17 protein-coding genes are annotated in these 22,894 nt (G+C 41.6%); 10 read left to right on the forward strand and 7 right to left on the reverse strand.

The window, feature by feature from the left end:
- Nucleotides 1-187: 187 nt before the first annotated feature.
- The gene (gene mnmC, locus P2E05_RS07835) at nt 188-2,239 is read right to left on the reverse strand and encodes a bifunctional tRNA (5-methylaminomethyl-2-thiouridine)(34)-methyltransferase MnmD/FAD-dependent 5-carboxymethylaminomethyl-2-thiouridine(34) oxidoreductase MnmC (protein WP_247046783.1); all 2,052 of its coding nucleotides are present in this window, start codon (nt 2,237-2,239) and stop codon (nt 188-190) included.
- A 204-nt stretch (nt 2,240-2,443) separates the two neighbouring features.
- Between mnmC and fabB the strand changes: the two genes are divergently transcribed.
- Nucleotides 2,444-3,658, forward strand: a complete 1,215-nt coding sequence (fabB, locus tag P2E05_RS07840) for a beta-ketoacyl-ACP synthase I (RefSeq protein WP_154624013.1) — start codon at nt 2,444-2,446, stop codon at nt 3,656-3,658.
- Nucleotides 3,659-3,721: 63 nt separating this feature from the next.
- Here fabB and P2E05_RS07845 read toward each other — a convergent pair whose 3' ends face one another.
- The 4 genes from P2E05_RS07845 to P2E05_RS07860 form a co-directional block, all read right to left on the reverse strand.
- Nucleotides 3,722-4,150, reverse strand: coding sequence for a hypothetical protein (locus P2E05_RS07845; protein ID WP_276123078.1), 429 nt, complete (start codon nt 4,148-4,150; stop codon nt 3,722-3,724).
- 194 nt (nt 4,151-4,344) lie between these two features.
- A complete protein-coding gene (locus P2E05_RS07850; protein WP_269723915.1) occupies nt 4,345-5,865 on the reverse strand; it encodes a tripartite tricarboxylate transporter permease in 1,521 nt (506 codons plus the stop codon).
- A gap of 10 nt (nt 5,866-5,875) precedes the next feature.
- A complete protein-coding gene (locus P2E05_RS07855; RefSeq protein WP_163861100.1) occupies nt 5,876-6,307 on the reverse strand; it encodes a tripartite tricarboxylate transporter TctB family protein in 432 nt (143 codons plus the stop codon).
- Nucleotides 6,308-6,319: 12 nt separating this feature from the next.
- Nucleotides 6,320-7,294 (reverse strand): Bug family tripartite tricarboxylate transporter substrate binding protein, encoded by a 975-nt coding sequence (locus P2E05_RS07860; RefSeq protein ID WP_163861102.1) that lies wholly within the window; start codon nt 7,292-7,294, stop codon nt 6,320-6,322.
- Nucleotides 7,295-7,585: 291 nt separating this feature from the next.
- On the opposite strand from P2E05_RS07860, the gene tctD reads away from it, so the two are divergent.
- Nucleotides 7,586-8,254 carry a transcriptional regulator TctD gene (tctD, locus tag P2E05_RS07865; RefSeq protein ID WP_154624017.1) on the forward strand — a complete coding sequence of 223 codons (669 nt, stop codon included), beginning with the start codon at nt 7,586-7,588 and terminating at the stop codon, nt 8,252-8,254.
- Complete coding sequence (locus P2E05_RS07870; protein WP_163861103.1) at nt 8,251-9,684, forward strand: sensor histidine kinase; 1,434 nt, start codon at nt 8,251-8,253, stop codon at nt 9,682-9,684. Before tctD ends, P2E05_RS07870 begins: the two co-directional genes overlap by 4 nt.
- A gap of 87 nt (nt 9,685-9,771) precedes the next feature.
- Here P2E05_RS07870 and P2E05_RS07875 read toward each other — a convergent pair whose 3' ends face one another.
- Nucleotides 9,772-14,439 carry a tetratricopeptide repeat protein gene (locus P2E05_RS07875; protein ID WP_276123079.1) on the reverse strand — a complete coding sequence of 1,556 codons (4,668 nt, stop codon included), beginning with the start codon at nt 14,437-14,439 and terminating at the stop codon, nt 9,772-9,774.
- Nucleotides 14,440-14,737: 298 nt separating this feature from the next.
- Nucleotides 14,738-15,667 carry a DMT family transporter gene (locus P2E05_RS07880; protein ID WP_154624020.1) on the reverse strand — a complete coding sequence of 310 codons (930 nt, stop codon included), beginning with the start codon at nt 15,665-15,667 and terminating at the stop codon, nt 14,738-14,740.
- A gap of 99 nt (nt 15,668-15,766) precedes the next feature.
- On the opposite strand from P2E05_RS07880, the gene P2E05_RS07885 reads away from it, so the two are divergent.
- The 7 genes from P2E05_RS07885 (at nt 15,767) to folC (ending at nt 22,890) form a co-directional block, all read left to right on the forward strand.
- Nucleotides 15,767-16,561, forward strand: a complete 795-nt coding sequence (locus P2E05_RS07885; protein WP_154624021.1) for an AraC family transcriptional regulator — start codon at nt 15,767-15,769, stop codon at nt 16,559-16,561.
- 126 nt (nt 16,562-16,687) lie between these two features.
- A complete protein-coding gene (gene pdxB / locus P2E05_RS07890) occupies nt 16,688-17,818 on the forward strand; it encodes a 4-phosphoerythronate dehydrogenase PdxB (protein ID WP_247046786.1) in 1,131 nt (376 codons plus the stop codon).
- Nucleotides 17,819-17,912: 94 nt separating this feature from the next.
- Nucleotides 17,913-18,923: an aspartate-semialdehyde dehydrogenase gene (locus P2E05_RS07895; protein ID WP_276123080.1), complete on the forward strand. Its 1,011-nt coding sequence runs from the start codon at nt 17,913-17,915 to the stop codon at nt 18,921-18,923.
- Nucleotides 18,923-19,738 carry a tRNA pseudouridine(38-40) synthase TruA gene (truA, locus tag P2E05_RS07900; protein ID WP_154624023.1) on the forward strand — a complete coding sequence of 272 codons (816 nt, stop codon included), beginning with the start codon at nt 18,923-18,925 and terminating at the stop codon, nt 19,736-19,738. The genes P2E05_RS07895 and truA overlap by 1 nt, the downstream gene beginning before the upstream one ends.
- A gap of 47 nt (nt 19,739-19,785) precedes the next feature.
- Nucleotides 19,786-20,472: a DedA family protein gene (locus tag P2E05_RS07905; protein ID WP_154624024.1), complete on the forward strand. Its 687-nt coding sequence runs from the start codon at nt 19,786-19,788 to the stop codon at nt 20,470-20,472.
- Between the two features lie 152 nt (nt 20,473-20,624).
- Entirely contained in the window at nt 20,625-21,608 is a 984-nt protein-coding gene (accD, locus tag P2E05_RS07910) for an acetyl-CoA carboxylase, carboxyltransferase subunit beta (RefSeq protein WP_154624025.1), read from the forward strand.
- The gene (gene folC, locus P2E05_RS07915) at nt 21,601-22,890 is read left to right on the forward strand and encodes a bifunctional tetrahydrofolate synthase/dihydrofolate synthase (RefSeq protein WP_272657958.1); all 1,290 of its coding nucleotides are present in this window, start codon (nt 21,601-21,603) and stop codon (nt 22,888-22,890) included. The genes accD and folC overlap by 8 nt, the downstream gene beginning before the upstream one ends.
- Nucleotides 22,891-22,894 lie beyond the last annotated feature (4 nt).

The raw sequence follows: 22,894 nt of genomic DNA on the forward strand, positions 1-22,894 counted from the left end.
GATACTGAATTAAAGCGTTTTTTCGCGAATGAAGTGGAATATATCTCGTGATGGGCTTAATTATCAATTTTCTGAAGTAAGACAAATAGCTGATTAAGCCGCTGTTCAATTGGCGTTGTTATCTTTAAACGTTGATGACAACGCATCGCTTAGGCGTCGTCAGTATTTTCATTGTCAGCAAAGCAGCTTATGGTTTAGATGATGGCTTGCCTACTTTGACTTCCCGACCTTTTAGTAACTTTCTGACCCAAAAGCGGTTTGGATGTAAAGCCGCGAGTGTTTCATCATCTAAAGGTAAAGGCTCATCAAAAATTTGTGCGGCGAGCAACTCAGCACATAAAGGCGCCGTCGACAGACCTCGTGAACCTAATGCCCCTAACATAAACAAATTAGGGTAGGCAGGAGCAGGGGGGATGTCAGCTTGTTGCTTAATCTGTTCAGGCAAATTTTCGTAGGCCACCATTAATTGTGCAAAGTTAGGAATATTGCCCACCAGTGGCATATGGTCACGGATAACACAGCGGATCCCTTGACGAGACTGTTTACCTGAAACATCAACCTCTTCAGGCCAGCTAACATCGGCTAAACTATTGATGAGTTTTTGGCGATTATCCTGTTGGTCAGCCTCACTGTAATCAAAATCCAACTGGTCACGTTGGTAGCTAGCACCAATACAATGTTGCAGATTATTTGGATTAACAGGGGTCAAATAGCCTTCGTAACATAAGACATTATTTAGTTGGCTAAGGGTCTGTGTCGTTGGTATGTGGCTGACTTGCCCTTTGACGGGGGTAACCGGTAATTGCTGAGTTTGTGGAAATTGATTGAGCAAGTGACCATTAGCAATAACCACGGTTTGATGCACAAATTGCTGTTGTTGACCCGCGATCTCCGCCGTTAATTGCCAACCTTCACTAGCGTTCTGTAACTGTGTAATATCATGATTAAAATAAAATTTTACGCCATTATTATTAAGATACTGCATAAGGGCATCACAGAGTTGAGCAGGAGATAACCAGCCCCCATTAGCATAATGGATCCCTGAATGATTGACGTCTAAGCCTGCCAACTCGCTTAATTGCTCGCGTGTTTTTTCGGCTGCAAATGCCTCTGGCCAATCAGTCTGGAGCATCGCGTCAATTTTTCGACGACTTCTGTCATGATAAGCCAGTTCAGAGACGCCACACCACTGCCCATCAAATTGAAGACCTAATGCCGAAAGATGATGGTAAAAGCGATGCGCATATGGAAATGCACTCACAAAGAAGCGTTCTAATGGGGTATCACGGCCATTAAGCAAAGGATAAACTGCACCTTGGCGATTACCCGATGCATTTTGGGCAACGTGTGGATCTTTGCAGTAAATAGTGACATTAGCCCCACGTTGGATTAAGGCGTATGCGCTTGCCAAACTGGCGAGCCCGCCACCAATAATAGCAATATCAGTTGGTTGTGAAGCTGGCTGTCGCGTAAACCAAGGTGTCATTTTTATGTCATGTTTGGCCGTTAAGCTACCTGTCAGCATTTCTCGTTTACGGCCGAATCCTTTGATTTTTTTTATGGTGAAACCTGCTTGCTGTAAACCTCGTTTTACAAAACCCGCTGAGGTAAAAGTGGCAAATGTTCCTCCTTCTCGAGCAAATTTAGCCATTGCAGTGAACAGTTGTTCGCTCCACATTTGTGGATTTTTGGCAGGCGCAAATCCATCTAAAAACCAAGCATCTATCTTATTGTTTAAATTGCAATTAAGTCGAGGTAATTGTTCGTTTACATCACCAAACCATAAGTCAAGAATGATTTCCCCATTTTTTAACACAATACGTTGATTACCTGGTAAAGGTTGAGGCCATTGTTCACATAACATGTTTGATAGGGGAGCAAGCTCAGGCCAACGGCTGTGTGCGGCTTGAAGGTCTTCTCGACTAAGAGGATATTTTTCAAAGCTAATAAAATGCAAACGCTGTAGCTTTGCTTGAGGATGATTTAACTTAAACTGTTCAAAACATTGACATAAAGTGAGAAAGTTCAACCCAGTACCAAAACCTGTTTCAGCGATAACACAGGTTTCAAAAGGATGTGTTTCAAAGCGGCTTGGAAATTGATTTCCTTGCAAAAAGACATAACGGGTTTCTGCAAGGCCATCTTGATTAGAAAAATAGACATCATCAAACTGTTCTGAAATTGGAGTGCCTTCTTCATTCCAGCTAAGGCGGGCTGCTTCTACTACCGACTTTTTCACACTCATGCCTGTTATTATGCAAATAATCGTTAAATTTTAGCGCTGAACAAGCGTTAAGGCTACCTTTGAATAAAAAGGTTATTGTACTAGAGGAAAAAAAAATACAAATATTTACCCTGATCGGACTTGTTCAGCTTACAAGTGTAAGCTAAAGTGGCAACCTGTAATCCCGTACTCACATTATTAAAAGACATGAGGTAATGAATGAAGCGTGCAGTCATCACTGGCCTGGGTATTGTTTCCAGTATTGGTAATAACCAGGAAGAAGTACTGGCTTCTCTGAAGGAAGGTCGTTCCGGGATCACTTTCTCAGAAGAATTCAAAGAGGCGGGGCTGCGTAGCCACGTCTGGGGTAATGTAAAAATGGATACTGACGGCTTGATTGACCGTAAGATCCGCCGTTTCATGAGTGATTGCTCCGTTTATGCCTACCTATCTATGGAACAGGCTATTAGTGATTCGGGCTTAACAGATGAACAGATTTCGAATTTACGCACGGGGTTAGTGGTTGGTTCAGGTGGCGGTTCTCCACGCAACCAAGTCGCTGGCTCTGACGGTATGCGTGCAAAAGGCCTTCGTGGTGTTGGCCCTTATATGGTGACTCGTGCAATGGCATCGGGTATCTCAGCTTGTCTAGCCACGCCATTTAAAATCAAAGGGGTGAACTACTCAATCAGTTCCGCTTGTTCAACATCTGCACACTGTATTGGTCATGCGGTAGAGTTGATCCAACTTGGCAAACAAGATGTTGTTTTTGCTGGTGGTGGTGAAGAACTGAGCTGGGAAATGACCTGTGAATTTGATGCCATGGGTGCGCTGTCAACGAAGTACAATGAAACGCCAAGCAAAGCATCAAGAACTTACGATGTTGATCGTGATGGTTTCGTTATCGCTGGCGGCGGCGGTATTGTGGTTGTCGAAGAGTTAGAACATGCATTAGCTCGTGGTGCTCATATCTATGCTGAAATCGTTGGTTATGGTGCGACTTCAGATGGTGCAGATATGGTTGCTCCTTCTGGTGAAGGTGCTGTGCGTTGTATGCAAATGGCGATGCAAGGTATTGAAGGCAAAGTCGATTATATCAATACTCATGGTACTTCTACGCCAGTCGGTGATACTAAAGAACTCGAAGCTATCCAAGAAGTCTTTGGCAGTGAATCACCAGCCATTTCAGCCACGAAAGCAATGACTGGGCACTCTTTAGGTGCAGCAGGGGTTCACGAAGCGATTTATAGCCTGTTGATGTTGGAACATGGTTTTATCGCACCAAGTATCAACGTAGAAACCTTGGATCCGAAAGCGGAAGGACTAAATATTGTCACTAAACCAACGGAACAAGCACTAGAGACCGTCATGTCAAACAGCTTTGGCTTTGGTGGAACGAATGCCACTTTAGTCATGAGTAAATATAAAGGCTAATTGAATCCTAGCTGACATGTATGAGATGAGAAAGCGAGAGTATAACGCTCTCGCTTTCTATTATTAGTCACTCCCGCCGCCACCACAGTCTCCTCCTCCTGAATCACCGCTAGAAAAGTTGTAATCATGACTTGAAGATGAATTATCTGAAGCGGTTGTCGCTGGAAGAGATTGATGACTTGATGAGGCAACCTTTTGTTGTGAACGAAAGATATTTTTTCTGATATCAATAATTTTAGATTTATCTTCAAGGATACCAATCGTAATGGTACTCACATTTTTATTGATACGTAGAATTAAGATGCCATTACAATAGATATAGATCTTTCCATCGGCTTTCACTAATAAACGGCTATTATCATCTATCTCAGTGATGGTAGAAGGGAATTGACTACTGATTTGGTATCTATCATTTAATAGCGCTGCAAACTGATTATGACGAAGTGGTTTGGGCTGCCATTTTAATAAGGATTGCAATACGCTAACTAACATAGTGAGAATGATTCCATTCGAAATTATAGTCGACAATATTAAAGTATAAATCGAGACTAACAATAGAGTCACTCTCTGATTTTTTAAGTAAGTTCTCTATTTTTATATTGTGCTACTGCTTTAGAATAAAAAAAAGCCCCTATATAAAGGGGCAATGTTTAGTCAAAAAGAGCGATATTGATTGTTGAACGAATTTAAGAGTGTTCGCGGGTTGTCGTTTGATGTTGACGTTTTTTACGAATTAATTTCACGATAGGGGGTAACACAAGGACTAATACCGCCATCACGAGCAAACATTGAGAGATTGGGCTATTCCAGAGAATATTAAATTCGCCATTACTGATTGATAAAGAACGGCGTAAGCTTTGCTCAAGCATCTCCCCGAGAACGAAACCAAGGATTAAAGGGGATAATGGAAAATTCATTTTCCGTAGGATATAGCCAAAGACACCAAGCCCCATCATCAGAAGCAGATCGAATGTTGTACTATGCACAGCATACACGCCAACCGCGGATACCGTAGCGATTGCAGGCACTAAGAACCAAAGGGGCACGGTTAACATGCGGGTGAATAAACCGATTAATGGAATATTCATAACGAGTAAGACAATATTAGCGATCAGAAGCGCTGCAATTAATCCCCATACGATATCTGGCTGCTCAGTAAACATGCCAGGGCCTGGAGTAATATTATACAGTGTCAATGCGCCCATCATGACGGCAGTAGTTCCTGAACCGGGAACACCTAAAGTGAGCATGGGAATGAATGATCCACATGCAGAAGCATTATTTGCAGCCTCAGGTGCCGCGACACCACGTACATCACCGTTACCAAACTGGCCATTTGCACCACTGATTTTTTTCTCTGTCATATAGGTGATAGCACTGGCAATGGTGGCACCAGCACCGGGGAGCACACCGACAAAGAAACCGACCAAAGAAGAACGTAAAGTTGGACCTGCACAGGCTTTAGCTTCTTTGCGGTTAAATAGCATGCGTCCTGTTTTGCGGATTAAACCTTGCCCTGTTGCAGTGCCTTCTAACATCAGCAGTATTTCGCTGACAGAGAATAGCCCAATCACCACAACAATAAATTGGATACCATCGGATAAGTTGACGCTACCAAAAGTAAAACGGTATTCGCCTGAGTTTGCATCGACGCCAACAGTAGCGAAGGCAAGACCAATTAAGGCTGCTAATAGCGATTTAATTGGGTTCTGACTCATCATGCTGCCAAGACAGGCGATGGCAAACACCATGAGGGCAAAATATTCCGCGGGGCCAAACGCGAGAGCCCACTGGGCGAGTAGAGGGGCGAATAAAATGATCCCAAAGATAGCAATGGTTGAGCCAATAAATGAACTGACAGCAGAGATGGATAGCGCAACCCCACCTTTACCTTGCTTAGCCATTGGATAGCCATCAAGCGTTGTCATAATGGCGGCGGCATCGCCGGGGACGTTCAGTAAAATAGAAGAGATTCGGCCACCATATTCACAGCCTAAATATACCGTCGCTAATAATATTAAAGCTGACTCTGCGGGAAGTTTTAGCGCAAAGGCCAGTGGTAATAGGATGGCAACGCCATTGATAGGACCTAGCCCCGGTAACATGCCAACAACCGTGCCAATAAAGCAACCAATAAGTGCGATTAGCAAATTTTGTGGAATTAATGCAACTTCAAAACCTTGCGAAAGATACATCCAAGTTTCCATGGCTATCTCCTTAATTAAACAGGTTGCCAATAGGCAAGGTGACATCCAGTAATTTGTCGAAGGCATAGAATAGAACGACACCTAATATTGGGCCGGAAATGATGGCGGCTATGGGTGTCGCGCCAAACAACAGCGCAATACTGATCGTCAATAAACTGGTAGATAAAGGAAAGCCTAGCCACTCAAACACCCAAGCATAAATGACCAATGACAGGATGAGTAATACTAAGCGACGTAAAACATATGGCTTTGGCCATTCAATCGCTTCTTGTTTACCAAAAAGCAAGATGAAGGCACATAAAGCCATTAATGAAAGTATGGCTATCGGGAAAGGGCGGGGGCCCAGTGGTTCATAAGAAAACTCACTTTGGATCCCCCAGCCAATATAAAGACCGATACCACACAATATTAGCCAGACGATGGCAAATATGCGTTGGCTCATCAACGGCCTCCGTTATTTCGCTAAACCGAATGAACGAGCTTGTTCACGGTATTGTTCGATCTCTTCTTTGACATAGTTGTCAAGTTCTTGGCCGACTAAGTTGTATTCAAATAAACCACGTAGCTCGCGTTGTTTTTTGAATTCATCGGTTTGTTGTAATTTTTTGAAGGCTTCAACCCATTGGTTATAATCTTCATCCGACACTTTCGGTCCCATATAGAAACCACGAATAATTGGCCATTCGATGTCATAGCCTTGTTCTTTCGCTGTTGGGATATTTTCGAGGCCATCACCCAGGCGCTTGTCGGAATAAACGGCTAACACACGCACTTTGCCATCGTTAAGGTAAGGGGCCATTTCACTCATATCACCAGACATGACCTGAATGTGATTACCGAGTAAAGCGGTTAATGTTTCACCACCACCTTCAAAAGCGACATAACGCATTTTGCGTGGGTCAACATCGATTTGTTTTGCCAGTAACGCCGTCTTCATCCAATCTTGGCTACCAATTGAGCCACCAGCGCCAAAGACAATGCTATTCGGGTCTTTCTTGAAAGCGTCCATGAGTTCTTTCAGGTTTTTGTAAGGTGAATCTTCACGGACAGCGATCATGCCATAATCACTACCTACACTGGCAAGCCAGCGTACATCGTTTTCGTTATAACGACCGAATTTCCCTTGGGCGAGGTTCAGTAGCGATCCGCCGGAGAATGCCACAATGGTTCCTGGTTCAGCAGGGCGTTGAGCAACAATCGCATTATAGGCGACAGCACCAATTCCCCCTGGCATATAGGTCACTCGCATCGGTTTTTCGATTTCTTTGGTTTCCAACATGGAAACTTGAACCAACTTACATGTTAAATCAAATCCGCCGCCCGGTTTTGCTGGTGCAATACATTCAGTACGTTCAGGTAATGCTACCGCTTGATTAAGGCCAGCAAAGAAAAGTGCAGCAGCTAATGTGGTTAATGATATTTTTTTCATTCTTTATTTCCTCACGAAAAATCAGATAAAGAGAGACTTCATTGTTGTTTTTCTAATCATTATCATTGGCTAGTAAAGCTTTCATTTACCTTTCATTAACAAGTGAAGTTGTTTTTTTGTGATGTATATCAGATTGCTTATTATTTGTTATTTTAAATTGTTAATTTAATGTTAATTTGTGTTTATGGGTATTCTTGTGAACCAGCTTGAAAATATTGCACTTAAGCATTTCATTTCTCAGGGGTTAATGCGAACGTATATTTATCATGGGATGAATTGAGAGCATGGCAAATGAGGATATTATTAGTTGAAGACCATGATGAGTTGTCATTGTGGTTGCAAAAAGCACTGAGTGCGACAGGTTTTGCGGTTGATATTGCGAGTGATGGTGCAATTGCCGACCAGCTATTACAGACGGAAAGTTATTCGTTAGTCATATTGGATGTTTCTTTGCCCAGAATCAGTGGGTTAGATGTACTCGCACAGATGAGAAAACGGGGCCAAGAGACCCCGGTGTTGTTGCTAACAGCAAACTCCGATGTCTCTGACAGAGTCAAAGGATTAAATGCGGGGGCGGATGATTATCTTACTAAACCTTTTGATTTGTCTGAGCTAGAAGCACGGATCAGAGCGTTATTACGACGTAGCCAAGGGCAAGTTAATGAACCACAACGTTTTGGTTCACTTTGTTATCATGAAGAAGGGTATTTCTTAATAGGGTTAGAACCGTTAGCGTTAACGCCAAGAGAATTTGCCGTATTGAATACCTTGTTTCATCGTCGTGGACGGCCAGTGTCAAAGACACAATTATTTGAACAGGTGTTTTCATTATCAGAGGAAGCCAATTTACAGAGTATTGAACTCTATGTACATCGTGTAAGAAAAAAACTCTCGGGAACCGATGTCAATATCAATACGCTTCGCGGATTAGGATACCGATTAGAGCAGTGTAGTGTATGAAATTAGTCTCTCATCCACGCTCTCTCTTTCATCAGTTGCTGCTCTTCTTCGGTATCCCCCTCATTGTATTAGGGGGATTTACAGTATATACCCACTACTACAGTGCAAAAAATGCAGCTAACCAAGCATACGACAGAACCTTGCTCGCATCGGCACGTACTGTTGCAGAGCGATTAAAAGTAGAAAATGGTCATTTGATTGTTGATGTCCCGTATGTTGTTTTAGACAGTTTTGAACGTAATATTAATGACCGTCTGTTTTATCAAGTGATTGAACCTAATGGGAAGACTATTTCAGGCTATGATGATTTACCTGAGATCCCACCTAATTGGATGCGTTCTCAACACTATACAGCGCTTGTCTATTTTTATGATGCCGAATATAAAGGCTTACCTATCCGAGTTGCCACGTTTTACCAACCAGTTAATGAAGGTGGGATGATGGGGATGGTGCAGATCCGTGTTGCCGAAACGGTTTCTTCACGCCATGAATTTGCTAGACAATTATTAATATCCTCGTTAATGAGTCAAGGCACCGTCGTTTTTCTCACCTTAGTATTAGCGTATTTACTACTTAGTAAGTTATTAACACCATTGAAAAATCTATCTCAATTGATGATGGGACGTTCGGCTAATGATTTAACGCCATTCCCTGATATTTTGCCATGGTCAGAGTTATCACCGCTTGTTGATGCATTAAATCGCTATATTGAAAGGCTTAAAAGAATGGTAAAGCGACAAGAGCGCTTTAGCGCGGATGCTTCACACCAATTAAAAACGCCTTTAACCGTCTTAAAAACACAGGTTTCGGTGGCGCTGAATAGTGATGATGAACAGCAGCGGCAGCAAAGCTTGCAGGCTATAAACAACACCTTAGACAGCACGATTATATTAACGGATCGCTTATTACAGTTAGCGCGTTTAAAAGCGCACGAAAAAGAAGCGATTCGTCAATATAGCGCAATTAACTTAGTTGAATTAGCCCAACAAGCCTGTTTTACTCGCTTAGGGCAAGCGGAAAGTAAAGGAATTGATCTTGGTTATGAAGGCGAAGAGCAATCATGGATTAAAGGAGAGCCGATATTATTGGCAGAAATGTGTGCGAATCTCATCGATAATGCCATTAAATATACCCCTGATAACGGTATTGTGACTGTTCGGGTGTCATTGAGTGAAGATAACAAGTACACCATATTAGAAGTGGAAGACTCAGGACCGGGTATACCAGATAAAAAAATTAACCGTTCAATGGAAGCATTTACTCGTCTTAATAATGCATTGAGTCTTGAAGGCTCAGGGTTAGGACTGGCTCTAGTGAAAGACATTGCCATTTACCATGGTACAGAATTACAACTTTTGAAAGGAAACGAGCTAGGTGGATTATTAGCCCGAGTTGTTTTTCAAACCAGTAAAGAGCTGGGCAAAAAATAATACAAATGTTATTGAGAATGTTTGTCTGATTTTTAGCGAAAATAGCCAATGAATTAGGGGGAGAGTTTCCCCCTAATCGTGAATGTTCTATTTGTTTATTTGTTTAAAATCCCACTCTTCTAATGCTTTTATTGCATGGGGAACTTTATATTTCGCGGCTAACTGTAGGTAGTCATAGGCTTTTTGCTGGTCTTCTTTACTTTTTGAACCGACTAAACCATGGTAATACAATTTTGCGAGTTTATATTTTGCTAAAGCATGATGTATGCCTTGTTCTAAATCAGTCATTGCATAATATTGGGCGGCACGAGCGTAATCTGTCTCGATACCATCTCTCTCAAAATAGAGTAAATCGCCTGCCAGATGAGCCGTGTTACTGTCATTCAATTTAGCCCCTAGGTCAAAATAATAGAGCGCCTTTTGAACATCTTTTGGAAAATTAAGGTCATCTTCATTTAGATAGAGATGGCCAAGCGCATTGTAGGCATCCGCGTTACCGTTTTTACCTGATAACTCATAATAGTAAACAACTTTCACGGGATCGAAAGGTGCTTGGGTACCTCGTGCATAAATGATGGCTAATGAATAAGCCGCGGAGGCGTCACCTGTTTCTGCTTTCTGCTGTTTGTCGATAATTTCATCTCGATAATCACCATACTGCTGTTCATTTTGTTGATGCTCATATTCAGCTTTAACGGCTTCGCGTTCGGTATCAGAGAGAGTATTAAGTAATTTTATCTCAGGGATATTTTTCCCAGCCATTAAGCCATAATAATAAACTTTTTTAGCATCACCTTTTTCAAGATAAGCATCATAAAGCTTATTGATAGCTTGATGACCACGGTATTCTAAAGAGGTTTCATACCATTTAATCGCAGTATCAAGATCTTTTTTAACACCACAGTTTCCATAAAAATAGACATCACCTAGTTTATTTATAAGTGCACTAGGGCTGTCCGTGTGGTAATAATCATTGCCTGAGAAATGACTTTTTTCTAACCATTGAGTTAAATACAACGTCGCAGCATTTTCATCAAAACGTTTGTTTTGACAATTCTCATTAGAAAAACTGGCTTGATATAAGTATTCCATTGCTGTCGGATAGCCTTTTTCATAAGCCATTTTTAGGTAACCTAATGCCTTCTCCGGATCGCGTTTATTATAATAGTCGTATAACTGTATCAGTGCTTGATTGCGTTGAGCTGCTTCATCTTCTAATAGGGCTAGGTAGCGCTGATTATCACTTGGGTGTAGTTGCTGATTATTTTTATCACTAATCCCCTGATGATAAAGCGTACTTAAATAGTCAAAAGCAGACTGTGATATTTGCGTATCGCTCGATTTTAAACCTTGATTAAGGTATTTAATCGCTGTTTGGTATTGCTCAGAATATGTTTTTATCTCGGCATTATTCAAATCAAACCAAGCTAGCTGAACTTGTGAATAGATATCACCTTTTTCGGCGCCCTGTTGGTAAAGTTGATATTTTGTCTCATAATCATCCCTCGCTAATAGCTTATCAAGGTATGGAATAGCACGTACATCACCAGCATCAACGCTTTTGCGATACCATATTTGGGCGGCTTGGCTTTGCATATTATCTTGATACCAATTAGCTATATTAAAATAGGCTTTAGTATCACCATTTAGGGCGGGGGATACGGTGGTATTAAAGAATTTAATGCTGTCAGCAGCATGTTCTGAATTTGGATATTTATTTAACCAGATAATTGCGTCTTGCCAATTAGGAAGTAACAGCCACTTTTTTTCCTCATGATCATAATAACCATTCTGGAGTAGGCTTATATACTGATTAATTGCTTGCTCATGGTTTTCGTTAGCCGCTTGTTCAAAATAATAAACGGCTTTTTCAATATCGCGTTTTGTGCCAAAACCGTATAAATACGCATTAGCAAGTTCATATTTGGCTAATAGACTATCATCTATCACATTGAGATAAATATCAAAATTGTCCATTAATTTGATATCATAGTCTCCTATTTCACCTGCGGCTTGATAATATTTTCGAGCTTTGGAGCGATCGATATTCACCAGTTTGCTACCGGTTAAATATTGCTTGGCTAATTTATCAGCGTATTCTTGATTGCCTAATTGAATGAGTTGCTGGTAATAACCAAGTACTTTGTTCTGGTTTTTTTCAATCAGATCGTTTTTAGTGTAAAAGTGAATGCTGTCTATTAATGCTTGCTGATGATCACGCTGTGCACTGGCAGCGAGATATTTCAGCCAAATTTGTTGATTCGGATTCTGCCCATATTGACCTTTTTTATAGGCATTAGCGAGTTTATAGAGTGCATCACTATCACCGTGATTGGCTTTTTCGAGTAATTGAGTGAAATCACGATGGTCGGTTTTAATTCTTTTAAGTTGTGATGCCATATGGCTATTAGCAGGCGTTTTGATGCTAAAGTAATAAGATATCGCTTTTTCATAATCAGGATTGATGCCATATAGGCCTTTTTGGTAAATTTCACCGAGTTTAAATAAACATGTGTTACTTCCTAAATCCGCGCACTTTTGGTACCACGTCACTAAATCTTTCTGAGTTAAGCCCGTCAGGGACATAAACTTTGTCTTGTTATAAGGCTGACTATTTTGATAGTTAATGTCATCAAGGTTATGGATAATATAGATGGTGGCATCAATACTTCCCAAGTCTGAAGCCTGTAAAAGCAGATTGAAATAGGTTTTAAGTTCACTCTCTGTTGCTGAACTGATATCTTGAATTTTGGCAAGATGATTTATTGCATATAAATAAGTGATATGCGCATCTTTTCCTACTAATGATTCAACAAGTGCTGTTGCTTCGGCATTGTGCTCATTCAATGCAAAGGCGATAACCAATTCTTGGGCTTTTGGATGATGCATACCGTAATTAAATAAGAGGGCATATGCATCGTGAAGCTCTTTTTCATTCAGTGAACGATCATATTTGTGGTATTCGAAAGCATTAATAACCTGTTTTAAGGCCGCCTCTTCTTGTCCAGTTTGGTATTTAAATAATGCGTTTGCATAATGGAGCGCGGCTTTGCCGGAGTATTTACTGGTCACTTCATAAAGTTGAAAAGCTAGCGCGTGATTTTTTTGTGGATCCTGTTGAAGTAAGTAGTCGGCGTAATAGTAGCCTAATTTTGATAAATAGGGTGGATTGGCATCCTCTTTCAAAAGTGAAAGGATAAACTGTTCATCTAGGCCATTAACGGGTTGTTCATCATAATAAAGTTGTACTAATTTAATGCTCGCTATATTTTTTTCTGGCTTAAGAGTTAAGCTTTGTTTAAAGAGAGCAACCGCCTTGGTGAGATCTTTTTGGGTACCAATCGCATTGGCATATTTATCAGCTAATTGATTGATAATATCGGGTTCAGATGAGTAATCTCGAGCTTTTGCATTGAGTTCAAAAGATATTTTAGGATCATAAAGGTCAGTGCGTTTATTACCGTACACGCCACTTGCGGTGATGAGCATTTCCGCTGAGCTCGGAAACTGATTGAGCCCTTCAAGCGTATATTTTGTGACAATGGCATTCAGTTCTTTATTCGGAAAATGGTAGTGATTAAGCGAGTGATTAATTAAATCAAGGATTGCATCTAAATTTCCCAAATCAGCGGATATGGCGAGATATTTATCAGCGAGTTCTCGATTAGTTTTAAAATGAATATCGTGAATATGACCAGAATATATCTGGTAGAGCTGAGAGACGGCATCTGGATAGTTTGCATTAGCGGCATCAATAAGGTATTGCGGTTCTGACTTTGTCATTACATAGTGTAGGTAGAGGGCTTTTGGCGATTTTTTCTCGATTAAAGGTTGTAAATACTCGATAGCTTTAAGAAGATCTTTATGAAAACCATCACCAGAGTAGAACCTTTCAAACAGCGTATAATAGGCACTGTCATCACCTTCAGCCGCGCGCTGTTCAAGTTGCTGGCGTTGCCTATTTTGCTCTTTAGGAGTGAGATAACCCTGTACAGAGAGGGGAGCGGCTTCTAAATATGATTGATTAAAATCGAAGTATTGCATAGCATCTTGGATACTTTGTTCATATTTATCAGCAAGCTGTATATTTTTTTCTATGCCATAACCCCCCTCACGATAAATGTGTGAGAGCAATAGCGCGGCGATAGCGAAGTTATCCTTTATCAAAGGCTCCAATAGACTAACGGCTTTTTGATAATCCTTATCATATTGGTAAGCGATACCCGCATTACCATATTTGGCGAGCCGTGAGCCTTGTTGACTTGCTTGCGTAAAATAATATCGAGCAAGTTCATAATCTTTTTTAATCTGTGTATGTTGGTTATCGAGGTAAATTATTCCTAATAGTTCTTGAGCATTTAATACCCCAAGGTCAGCGGCTTTATTTAATGATGTCAGTCCATATAAATCATTCGGGGTGTCAGCTATTTGTTTGTAATAACGAAAATAGCCTAAATTGTACAAGGCACTAGGATTATTTTGATCAGCAGATTTGATTAGCCATTCTATCGCCAGTGGTTTATTTTGGGCTGTACCAATACCATTCCAGTACATCATTGCAAGACTAAACGCAGACTGTGGGTCACTGTGTGCCCGCTGATTAAAATATTTAAATGCTGAGGCAAAATTCCCATCATAATATAATTGGTAACCCATCTGAGCGGAATGAGTTGCCTTTTTTTGAATTAAATGCAGCCCTGAAATAACAAAAATAGCGATGAATACAATCAACACAATTTTAACGCGTTTAGTCATTATTATTCCTATTGTGACTGATCTTTATTCACGAACAGAAAAATTCTATTTAAATATCAGCCTGTCATATTTGGTTTAATGAATTTAGGTCTAACTAAAAAAAGAACGCTATATTAAGTGAAATTTTCATTCAAGGATAAACCATTGATGCTGATTTATTATGGACAAATATCATAAAATGATAAAAGAAAGGACAAAGGAAGTGAGTGGCTAAGAATATGTTGATTGAAAAACATAGCCCCACAAGTGTGGGGCATATGAATTACGACATTGCATTGCTTGAGGTTTAATTTTACTGCTAGGTATCGTTTAAGCAATCTTTTTCCTGCTCAATTTTTTTCTTGCTTTTGAAAAGCTGTGTCAGCGGTGTACGTAGCTGTTGGGCAAGCATGACACCCAATAACACAATTCCACCGCCAATCAGATGGTAGCTCTTCAGTTCTTCACCGAGGGCAAAGATGGCAATAATAGCTGTAAATACAGGGGCTAAGTTCATAAAAATTGAGGTTGTATTTGCCCCTAAACGCATCACACCTTGGATCCATAATGCTGGTGCAAGAATAGAAGCGGCAATCCCTGCAAAAGCAACTAGGCCGATATTATGACGATTCAAAGTCACGTCGTCGGCTAATAAAAAGTTTGGTATCAACAAAATAACACCAAAGAAAACCTGAACGTAAAGTGAATCCCAGCTCGATAATTGAATCGCCCAACGTTTAGTCAATACGCCATAGAGTGCATAGGCAGCGGAGGCGATGAGCATTAATAATTCACCAGTACCTAAACCTTGAGAAAAGAGAGCGGCTGGGTTGCCTTGGCTGACTAACCAAGTAAGGCCAGCGAGTGATAATAAAGTACCGATAAAAATCCCAACCGTTGGAATAACACGGAGTACAAAAATACTAATTACCACGGTAAGTAATGGGATCAGGGAATTCATAATCCCCATAAAGGTCGCACTGACAGTATGAGCCGCATAATACGCTAAGCTTTGATAGAGCATCATACCAAGGGCGCCTAAAATCGCTAATTGCCACCAATGCTTTTTCACGGTTTTCCAGTTTCGTAGCACTGAACGTAAGACAAAGGGGGTCATGACAAGCAGCGCCAACGCCCAACGGTAAAAGGATATTGCGGCAGGATCGATAGCAGTTGCCGCGGCTTTATTCACTATCGCATTCATTGACCAAAGTAAAACCGCAATCAGCGGAAATAATAAATTTTTCATTAACAGCTTCTCCCTAATGAGTGGTGCTAGTATACCTTTGTCAGATTTTTTATATATACTGATAACCAGACATTCGATAACGGTTTTCAGACAACATCTATGCAACAAATGCAAAAATCACCAACAAGGCTTATTAGTGAGTGCAATATTATTGAACCTTCCTTTATTGCCTTACGCCATGAACAAATAGATACGCAGAGTGAATATAAATCTCACGCTCATCCGTTTGGTCAATTGTTATATGTGGTATGTGGGATCATGGAAATGGAGATTGAAGGAAAACACTATCTTGCCCCACCCGAATTTTGTGTGTGGATCCCTGCTAATACGCAACACGCAAGTTTTAATAAACAGAGTGTGAAATTTCGCATTATCGATTTTGCACAACGTTTCAGTGAGAAACTGTCATCGCGTGCTTGTGTTATCAAGTTAAGCCCCATTTTTCAAACGATTATGAGTGACCTTTATCAGAGAGGCGTGGTTGAACCTCAAACGGATGAAGATATTCGTTTAGCAAGTGTATTAATTGATCAGTTTTCGATTTCGCCATGCCAAGAAACGTATCTTCCTATCACAAAAGATAAATTTTTATCTCCAATCTTAGATGCTTTACAAAAAGATCCGGCAGATAACTCAACATTGGCGGATTGGGCTAAACGCAGTTATACCTCAGAACGCACATTATCACGTCGATGTCAGCAAGAGTTGGGGATGTCATTTAGTGAATGGCGGCAGCGGTTACGCTATTTACATGCGGTATCTGCACTAGAGCAAGGTAAAAGCGTGCATGAAGTCGCACTGGATGTTGGCTACAGCTCGGCTTCGGCATTTATTGCGATGTTTCAACAAATATCAGGAGTGACACCAGACCGTTTTCGAGCCAAAGATGAATGAAACACAAGTAATCGTTCATAGGCAATAGACTCGGAACGTGGCAAAATACGCGGTCATAAAATGAAACAACCATAAAATAATTTGTTCGTTGAGAATGGTACGAATAAAGATATTGGGGCTAATTAAGTGAAAATTTTGGTTGATGAGAACATGCCATATGCTCAGCAGTTGTTTAGTAAGCTGGGTGAGGTTAAAGCTGTACCGGGTCGTCCAGTACCTGAAGCGGAATTGCTGGACGCGGATGCATTAATGGTTCGTTCGATTACAAAAGTGAATCGTGCGTTATTGAATGAAACGCCAGTAAAATTTGTTGGTACTGCCACGGCCGGTTTCGACCATGTCGACACGGCATGGCTTAATGAAGCCAATATCGCATTTTCGTCAGCACCGGGCTGTAATGCGATTGCGGTTGTGGAATATGTTTTTTCGGCACTGCTGATGTTAGCTGAGCGTGATCATTTTGATTTACGTGACAAAACGGTAGGAATTATTGGGGTCGGAAATGTTGGAGGTCGCCTAGCTCAGCGATTATCGGCTTGGGGGGTCAAAACACTATTGTGTGATCCTCCCCGCGCGAGAAGTGGAGACACAGGAGACTTTTTACCTTTAGAAACCGTGTTGAATGAAGCAGATGTACTGACATTCCACACACCGCTGAATATGGATGGCGCCGATAAGACATACCATTTAATGGAGGCTCAGCGTTTATCTCATTTACGTGACGGCACCATTTTAATTAATGCTAGCCGTGGTGAAGTAGTTGATAATCAAGCCTTATTAGCTTTGTTAAAGCAAGGCAAAAAAATAAGTGTCGTGTTAGATGTATGGGAGCCTGAACCTAATCTGGATACAGAATTATTGCAGTGGGTTGACATCGGCACACCGCATATTGCCGGCTATACTCTTGAAGGTAAAGCCCGCGGTACCACGCAAGTCTATGAAGCTTATTGCCAATTTTTGGGGCAACCGGATAGTATTGCACTGGCGTCGCTACTACCTATTCCTGAAATGAGTGCTATCACTTTTCAGGGTAAATTAACGCAAAGCCAACTCAAAAGGTTGGTGCATCTGGTGTATGATGTGCGTCGTGATGACGCAGCATTACGTGAAGTCGCCGCAATACCTGGTGAATTTGACAAGCTACGAAAACACTACCAAGAACGTCGTGAATGGTCATCTTTGACAGTCAGTTGTGATGATCCACAAACGGTATCTCAATTAACCGCACTGGGTTTTAATGCACATTTGATTAAGTGATCTTCTTGAATATTACGAGAAAGGGGTATATTGCCTTTCATTTAATACGTATGGATGATTTCATTTAATAGTTATATTTTTTGGAGAAACAGCAATGACTGAAGGTTGGAATATTGCGTTATTAGGCGCCACCGGTGCTGTTGGTGAAGCTATTTTAGCACTATTACAAGAACGCGAATTTCCTGTTGGCGAATTACATCTGTTAGCGAGCGAACGAACGGCTGGGGAGAGCATTCGTTTTAATAGTAAAAGCTACAGGGTGCAAGATGCTGCCGATTTTGATTGGTCACAAGCTCAAATTGCTTTCTTTGTTGCTGGGGAAGAAGCGAGTTTGCGATATGCAGAGCTTGCTGCACAAGAAGGCTGTATTGTGATTGATGCGAGTGGTGTATTTGCACTTGAGCCAGATGTGCCGTTAGTGGTTCCCGGCGTCAATCCACATGTTCTTGCGGATTATCGCAACCGAAATATTATTTCGTTAGCAGATAGCTATGTCAGTCAATTATTAAGTGCGATCAAACCATTGATTGAGGCCGCAGGCCTTGGACGTATCACGTTAACTAACATGCTGTCTGTTTCTTCTTATGGTAAAGCGGCAGTGGATGAGTTGGCGGGACAAAGTGCACGTTTGTTAAATGGTATCCCAGCGGAAGAGGGGCGATTTAATAAACAATTAGCATTTAATATGCTGCCAATGCTGGCGGATACCGCAGGGAGTGTGCAACAAGAGCGCCGTTTGGTCGATCAAGTACGTAAAATTTTGCAAGATGAAGGGATCCCTGTTGCAGTGAGCTTTATCCAGTCTCCTGTATTCTATGGAAATGCACAGGTGGTATATCTGGAGACATTACGTCCGGTAGGTGTTGAAGAAGCCCAAGATAAACTTGAACGTTTTGAGGATATTCAGGTCTCAGAGGAGGGGGATTACCCGACTCAGGTGACTGAAGCTTCTGGTAATCATTACTTAAGCATTGGCTGTATCCGTAACGATTATGGTATGCCTGAAATTTTACAGTTTTGGTCTGTTGCCGATAATGTACGCTTTGGTGGTGCATTAATGGCCGTTGAAACCGCTGAAAAGCTGGCTCAGGAGCTGTTTTACTGATGTCAGATTCAACGCAGTTGTCTCGTATTGCATTAGGCATCGAATACAATGGCAGTCGTTATTATGGGTGGCAACGTCAACAAGAGGTAAAGAGCGTTCAAGGTTGCCTTGAAGAAGCGTTATCGAAAGTGGCGAACCATCCTATTCATGTATTTTGTGCAGGCCGTACAGATGCAGGTGTACATGCAACGGGGCAAGTGGTGCATTTTGATTCACCTGTCATTCGCAAAGAAGCTGCTTGGACAATGGGGGTAAATACCCATTTGCCAGAGGATATTGCGGTTCGTTGGTGTCAGCCTGTTGATGACGAATTTCATGCAAGGTTTAGCGCGACGGCACGCCGCTACCGTTATGTGATTTTCAATCATCGTTATCGCCCTGCCATTTTATCGAGTGGAGTCACGCATTTTCACTATCCACTTGATGAAAAAAGAATGCATGAAGCGGCACAAGCTCTACTGGGAGAAAATGATTTTACGTCCTTTAGAGCAGTGCAGTGCCAATCACGAACCCCTTGGCGTAACGTGATGCATGTGCAAGTGACTCGCCACGGCAATTATGTTGTGGTGGATATTAAAGCAAATGCTTTTGTGCACCATATGGTCAGAAATATTGTGGGAAGTTTGCTGGAGATTGGTTGCGGAAATCAGGATATTAACTGGATGGCTGAATTGCTAGAACTTAAAGACAGAACAAAAGCCGCAGCGACTGCGAAGGCTGATGGTTTGTATTTAGTTGCAGTGGATTATCCTGAAAAATTTGCCTTGCCTCAAAATACCATGGGGCCGGTTTTCTTAGCAGACGAACTGATGTAAATCTAATTTTATACATAGCACGGATGCTATTCATAATGAGGGTTTTTATGGAGTTTATCAGTTTTATAATCGATTTTATTTTGCATATCGATGTCCATCTCGCAGAGTTAGTTGCTGAATATGGAACTTGGGTATACGGTATCTTATTTCTGATCTTATTTTGTGAAACGGGGTTAGTGGTAACACCATTCTTGCCTGGGGATTCACTACTCTTTGTCGCGGGGGCAATTTCTGCACTCGATAGCAACGATTTAAATGTTCATTTAATGGTCGCATTAATGATTACAGCAGCGATTATTGGTGATGCGGTTAATTACACGATTGGACGAATTTTCGGCGAAAAATTGTTTAAGAACCCTGATTCGAAAATTTTCCGACGTGTTTATTTAGAAAAAACACATGCTTTTTATGAAAAGCATGGTGGTAAAGCCATTATTTTAGCGCGCTTTGTGCCTATTGTTCGAACGTTTGCACCATTTGTTGCGGGAATGGGAAAAATGTCTTATCGTCATTTTGCCTTTTATAATGTGACAGGTGCGTTATTATGGGTATTATCATTCACTTATGCAGGTTATCTGTTTGGTGACTTACCCTTCGTACAACAGAATTTGAAATTATTGATAGTGGCTATTATCTTTATCTCAATTCTTCCGGGGGTGATTGAAGTGATTCGTCATCGCCGTAAAGCGGCAAAAGAAAAACGTGTAACTGCACAAAAAAATGGTAATCCATAACGGATTAAAAAGTTTTTATCCACAGTGAAGTTTCATTGTGGTTTAATGGCACAAAATAACATACTGGCGTTTTACCTGAAGGGATTGAGTAATCTTTACGACAGTCACCCTGACGGAATAGCCAGAAATCAATCAGACGAAAAGGTCCATTAATGAGCTGGATTGAAAAAATATTAAAAAAAGGTAACTTGACCCAATCAAACAAAGTCAACATCCCAGAGGGTGTTTGGACTAAATGTGATAGCTGTGGGCAAGTCCTGTATGGGGCGGAACTCGAGCGTAATCTACAAGTGTGCCCTAAATGCGATCATCACATGCGTATTCATGCACGCCAGCGTCTTGAAACCTTCCTCGATGAAAATTCGACCACAGAATTAGGTAGTGAACTTGAACCAAAAGACGTTCTTAAGTTCCGTGATTCAAAAAAATATAAAGATAGGCTGTCGGCGGCTCAAAAAGAGACCGGTGAAAAAGATGCTATCGTTGTGATGAAAGGAACGTTAAAAGATATGCCAATCGTTGCGGCTGCTTTTGAATTTTCCTTTATGGGTGGATCTATGGCTTCCGTTGTAGGTGCACGTTTTGTTCGTGCCGTTGAACAAGCCCTAGAAGATAATTGCCCATTAGTTTGTTTTTCATCGAGTGGCGGTGCGCGTATGCAAGAAGCACTGTTATCACTGATGCAAATGGCAAAAACCAGCGCCGCTTTAGCCAAAATGCAAGAGCGTGGTTTGCCTTATATTTCAGTGTTAACTGACCCGACTATGGGCGGTGTTTCAGCCAGTTTAGCGATGCTTGGTGATATCAATGTCGCAGAACCTAAAGCGCTGATTGGTTTTGCCGGCCCGCGTGTCATTGAACAGACTGTTCGTGAGAAATTGCCTCAAGGCTTCCAACGTAGTGAATTCTTGTTAGAGAAAGGGGCGATCGACATGATTGTTCGTCGTCCTGAAATGCGTGACACATTAGCAGATGTGCTCGCTATGTTAACCAACAAACCAAGCTTTAACACCTCTGACGTTTCTTTGGTCGTTGAAGAAAAGGATGTGAAAATCGATATCGTTAATGACGATGTTGTCATCGATGCTCCTGAGCAAGTAAAGGACTCTGCTAAGCATAAAAAAGATGATGAATAATCCATTTTCAATACCTAATGCCGAGTCTCCATTGGAGGCTTGGCTTTCTTATCAAGAAAACTTGCACAGTCAAAATATCGATATGGGGCTGGAGCGAGTTGGAAAAATCGCTCGTAAAATGGCATTAACGCAACCAGCACCCCGCGTTATCACCGTCACCGGTACCAACGGAAAAGGAACGACTTGCCATACGCTTGAATCTATCTTGATGGCAGCAGGCCTGAAAGTTGGGGTCTACAGTTCACCACATCTTGTTCGCTATACTGAGAGGGTACGTATTCAAGGTGCAGAGCTGTCGGAGGCTGATTTTTGCCGCGCATTTGCAGATATTGAAGCCGCCCGAGGCGATACCTCAATAACTTACTTCGAATACGGCACGTTAGCTGCTCTGAAACTATTTAAACAGGCTGCTTTAGATGTTGTGATTTTGGAAGTGGGTTTAGGTGGGCGATTAGATGCAACGAATGTTGTGGATGCAGACGTAACCGCAATCACCAGTATTGCTCTTGACCACACGGATTGGCTGGGATCAGACCGAGAACATATTGGTCATGAAAAAGCCGGTATCTTTCGTGGTGGCCGTTATGGCGTGGTTGGCGAACCGGATATGCCTCAATCTATCGGTGAATATGCGGATAAAATAGGAACTCTTCTGTTTCGTCGCGGCAAAGACTGGTCCTTCGAACAGCAAAATAACAGCTGGTCATGGCACAGTCATCAATGCCAGTGGTCGAATTTACCTGTGCCTAATGTACCGCTAGCGAATGCAGCAACGGCATTAGGGGTTATCTGCTGCTTGAAAGAGATTGATCGCACACTGGCCGATAAAATTACCGACCAAGCAATACATGAAGGGTTGAAATCAGCACAGCTGCCTGGGCGTTTTCAGATAATTAATGAAAAACCCTTGATGATTTTGGATGTTGCACACAACCCGCATGCGGCAGGTTATCTGGTTACGCGTTTAGCACAGTTACCCACCGTGCCAGGGCGTAGGGTGAGAGCGGTCGTCGGTATGCTTGGCGATAAAGATATTCAAGGCACATTAGCGTGTTTATCTGAGCAAGTGACAGATTGGTATGTGGCACCGCTGACGGAGTTTCGTGGAGCCCCTGCATCACAGTTGAGCCAGTATCTTGAATCTCCACAGGTGTTTGATTCTGTTGATGATGCATGGGCGAAAGCTTGTCTTGATGCGACGGATGAGGATGTCATTATTGTTTGTGGTTCGTTTCATACTGTCGCACATGTGATGATGTTGTTAGAAAAAGCAAAAGGATAGAGTC

Origin of the sequence: Providencia stuartii, assembly GCF_029277985.1 — a bacterium.
Lineage (GTDB): Bacteria > Pseudomonadota > Gammaproteobacteria > Enterobacterales > Enterobacteriaceae > Providencia > Providencia zhejiangensis.

Bases quoted from the DNA above. Each gene is read 5' to 3' on its own strand.
- P2E05_RS07880 (WP_154624020.1), bottom strand. From the start codon at position 15,667: ATGAAAAATTTATTATTTCCGCTGATTGCGGTTTTACTTTGGTCAATG.
- folC (WP_272657958.1), top strand. From the start codon at position 21,601: ATGAATAATCCATTTTCAATACCTAATGCCGAGTCTCCATTGGAGGCT.
- fabB (WP_154624013.1), top strand. From the start codon at position 2,444: ATGAAGCGTGCAGTCATCACTGGCCTGGGTATTGTTTCCAGTATTGGT.
- P2E05_RS07875 (WP_276123079.1), bottom strand. From the start codon at position 14,439: ATGACTAAACGCGTTAAAATTGTGTTGATTGTATTCATCGCTATTTTT.
- P2E05_RS07905 (WP_154624024.1), top strand. From the start codon at position 19,786: ATGGAGTTTATCAGTTTTATAATCGATTTTATTTTGCATATCGATGTC.
- truA (WP_154624023.1), top strand. From the start codon at position 18,923: ATGTCAGATTCAACGCAGTTGTCTCGTATTGCATTAGGCATCGAATAC.
- accD (WP_154624025.1), top strand. From the start codon at position 20,625: ATGAGCTGGATTGAAAAAATATTAAAAAAAGGTAACTTGACCCAATCA.
- P2E05_RS07895 (WP_276123080.1), top strand. From the start codon at position 17,913: ATGACTGAAGGTTGGAATATTGCGTTATTAGGCGCCACCGGTGCTGTT.
- tctD (WP_154624017.1), top strand. From the start codon at position 7,586: ATGAGGATATTATTAGTTGAAGACCATGATGAGTTGTCATTGTGGTTG.
- P2E05_RS07850 (WP_269723915.1), bottom strand. From the start codon at position 5,865: ATGGAAACTTGGATGTATCTTTCGCAAGGTTTTGAAGTTGCATTAATT.
- P2E05_RS07860 (WP_163861102.1), bottom strand. From the start codon at position 7,294: ATGAAAAAAATATCATTAACCACATTAGCTGCTGCACTTTTCTTTGCT.
- P2E05_RS07855 (WP_163861100.1), bottom strand. From the start codon at position 6,307: ATGAGCCAACGCATATTTGCCATCGTCTGGCTAATATTGTGTGGTATC.
- P2E05_RS07885 (WP_154624021.1), top strand. From the start codon at position 15,767: ATGCAACAAATGCAAAAATCACCAACAAGGCTTATTAGTGAGTGCAAT.
- P2E05_RS07845 (WP_276123078.1), bottom strand. From the start codon at position 4,150: ATGTTAGTTAGCGTATTGCAATCCTTATTAAAATGGCAGCCCAAACCA.
- P2E05_RS07870 (WP_163861103.1), top strand. From the start codon at position 8,251: ATGAAATTAGTCTCTCATCCACGCTCTCTCTTTCATCAGTTGCTGCTC.